Raw genomic sequence first — 2,363 nt, forward strand, 5'->3', positions numbered from 1 at the left:
GCCGGAACGGGCCGATACCCGCGACGGGGTCCCGGAACAAGAGACACACCCCGCCCGCCACCGTCGTCCCGAAGGTCAGACCCCGGTCGGCCAGGGACATCCGGATCCCGATGGCGCGGTACCAGCGGTACGGACCGGTCAGCTCGAGGGCCCGCACGTTGGAGACCGGGGTGGACAGGGAGAAGAGGCCGAACCTCACGCGCAGATCCTCGTCCACCTCGACGTGCGCCCGCCCCCGGGTGACGCCGAAGGCGGCGAGCATCGGCAGGTAACGGTCGTCGAACGCGAACTCGAACCGGCGCACGGGTGCGTCAGTCGAGGTCCTCGATGCCGGTCCGCTCCTCGCCGCGCAGGGCGTCCGAGGCGTGGGCGACGGTCCGCGGGCGGCCGTCCGTCATCTCCAGGAGCGCACCGCACCCTGGACAGTCCACCTGCTGCGCGCCGGCCGGCACCTCCAGCTCTCTCGCGCAGTTCGGGCAGTTCACGGTCTTGTCCATGCCCGTCAACTACCCCGCCCCCGTCGGCGCTAACCGGACGCCGGCCCTTATCCTCTTTGGCGACCGGCGCCCCTACGACAGGAGGGACGATGAGTGAGTTCCGGGTCGCGCACCGCACGGATGCGTCGACCGGGTACACCGTGTACCAGCTGTGGGAGAGGCGGGGCGAGGGGGCGGAGGAGGTCCTGCACGGCGAGTTCGAGACCCGGGACGCCGCCGAGGCGGCGATGAACCGGTCCCTGTTCCATCCCGAACGGGAGCCCCGCGCCGGACTTGGCACGACGGACACCGAGCCGGTGATCCTCGACGACGAGTACCCGGAGGTTTGACGTGAGGAAGGGTGTTGCGCTGACGGCTGCGGTCCTGCTGTTGGTGGCGGGGTGTGAGACGGGGGGATCGGGCTCCCGCGAGGGGTCCGGGACCGCCACCGCGACAACGGTGGCCACCCGGCTCCAGGAGTGGGCGGTCGTCGTGGAGACGACGTCCGCCCCCCCGGGACCCGTCACCTTCGAGGTGACGAACGCCGGGGAGGACGTACATGAGCTGGTCGTGCTCCGGACCGGGAGGGCGCCGGACTCCCTCCCCACTTCGGAGGACGGGGCCGTTATCGAGGACGCCGAAGGGGTGGAGGTCGTCGGCGAGGTGGAGGACATCGAGCCCGGCGCGTCGGCCGACCTGACCGTAGACCTCGAGGGGGGCACGTACGTCCTGGTCTGCAACATCGTGCACTCGGAGGACCACGGCGGCCACGGGGGGGTCGAGGTCCACTACGCGCTCGGGATGCGGACCGGGTTCAACGTGGCGGCATGACGAACGCGCGTCCGCGCGAACAGATGTTTGCCGCCCTGCGCCGGCCGTGCTAGGGTCGGCCGCAGGCGAGCAGGGAGGACCACGGATGCGGACACGACGACAGCGGGTCGAGGATCTCGGCCCCCGGCAGCGGAAGATCCTCGACTTCATCCTCGGCGCGATCGAGGAGAGGGGCTACCCGCCGTCGGTGCGTGAGATCGCCGAGGCCGTCGGCCTGGCATCGCCCTCCACCGTCCACGCCCATCTCGAGGCGCTGCAGCGCAAGGGGTACCTGCGGCGCGACCCCACGAAGCCTCGGGCGATCGCGGTCCACTACGCCCCAGAGGTGGGTCCGGTCGAGTCCAAGTCCGGCGTGCGCCACGTCCCGCTGGTTGGGCGCGTCGCCGCCGGGGGCCCGGCGCTCGCGGTTGAGGAGGTCGAGGACGTCCTCGCGGTACCGGCCTCGCTCGTCGGAGACGGGACGCTCTTCATGCTCAGGGTCCAGGGCGAGTCGATGACGGGGGCCGGGATACAGCCGGGGGACATGGTCGTCGTGCGCAAGCAGGACGACGCCACGAGCGGCGACGTCGTGGTCGCCCTGATCGAGGACGAGGCGACCTGCAAGACCTACGTCCTCCATGACGGACGGCCCCTGCTACGCGCCGAGAACCCGGCCTACGACGACGTGGTCGTGACGCCGGAGACGAGGATCGTCGGCAAGGTGGTCGCGCTCCTGCGCTCCTACTGAGGGGGGCAGGGCTGCGCGGCGGCCGAGGGCGCAGCCTGAGGGAGCCGCGTGACGAGCACGTAGAAGTCGTACGGCTTCTTGTGCGTCGGCTCCTCGCCCCTCCCGACCGTGACGGCCGCCATCAGGTCCGCCCTCAGCGCGCTGACCACGCTCAGCCGTCCCTGCTCCGGGGTCTCGGTCGTCACGCACGCGTTGATCGTCCATCCGCGGGCTGGCAGCTCGCGGGCGTAGAAGCGGACCACCTCGTCGTGCTGCACCTCCGACTCGAGATAGATCGTGTACCCCGACTCGAAGGTCCCACTCAGCGTGATCGTGCTCGGCTCGGGGAG

Annotated in this window: 6 protein-coding genes; 3 read left to right on the forward strand and 3 right to left on the reverse strand. The window is 71.0% G+C overall.

The features are described 5' to 3' along the window. Together VM840_00300 and VM840_00305 are read right to left on the reverse strand one after the other, a co-directional pair. Window positions 1-304 (reverse strand): hypothetical protein (locus VM840_00300; protein HVL80014.1); only part of this gene is annotated, 304 nt, incomplete at its 3' end. A 7-nt stretch (window positions 305-311) separates the two neighbouring features. Then, window positions 312-497, reverse strand: coding sequence for a hypothetical protein (locus VM840_00305; protein ID HVL80015.1), 186 nt, complete (start codon window positions 495-497; stop codon window positions 312-314). Window positions 498-586: 89 nt separating this feature from the next. On the opposite strand from VM840_00305, the gene VM840_00310 reads away from it, so the two are divergent. The 3 genes from VM840_00310 (at window position 587) to lexA (ending at window position 2,034) form a co-directional block, all read left to right on the forward strand. Further along, entirely contained in the window at window positions 587-826 is a 240-nt protein-coding gene (locus VM840_00310) for a hypothetical protein (protein HVL80016.1), read from the forward strand. A 1-nt stretch (window position 827) separates the two neighbouring features. Then, window positions 828-1,307, forward strand: a complete 480-nt coding sequence (locus tag VM840_00315) for a hypothetical protein (GenBank protein HVL80017.1) — start codon at window positions 828-830, stop codon at window positions 1,305-1,307. Between the two features lie 85 nt (window positions 1,308-1,392). Next, entirely contained in the window at window positions 1,393-2,034 is a 642-nt protein-coding gene (gene lexA / locus VM840_00320) for a transcriptional repressor LexA (GenBank protein HVL80018.1), read from the forward strand. Here lexA and VM840_00325 read toward each other — a convergent pair. Continuing rightward, window positions 2,028-2,363: hypothetical protein (locus tag VM840_00325; GenBank protein ID HVL80019.1), on the reverse strand; the 336-nt coding region annotated here is incomplete at its 5' end. The genes lexA and VM840_00325 overlap by 7 nt on opposite strands.

This window comes from Actinomycetota bacterium (assembly GCA_035540895.1).
Lineage (GTDB): Bacteria > Actinomycetota > JAICYB01 > JAICYB01 > JAICYB01 > DATLFR01.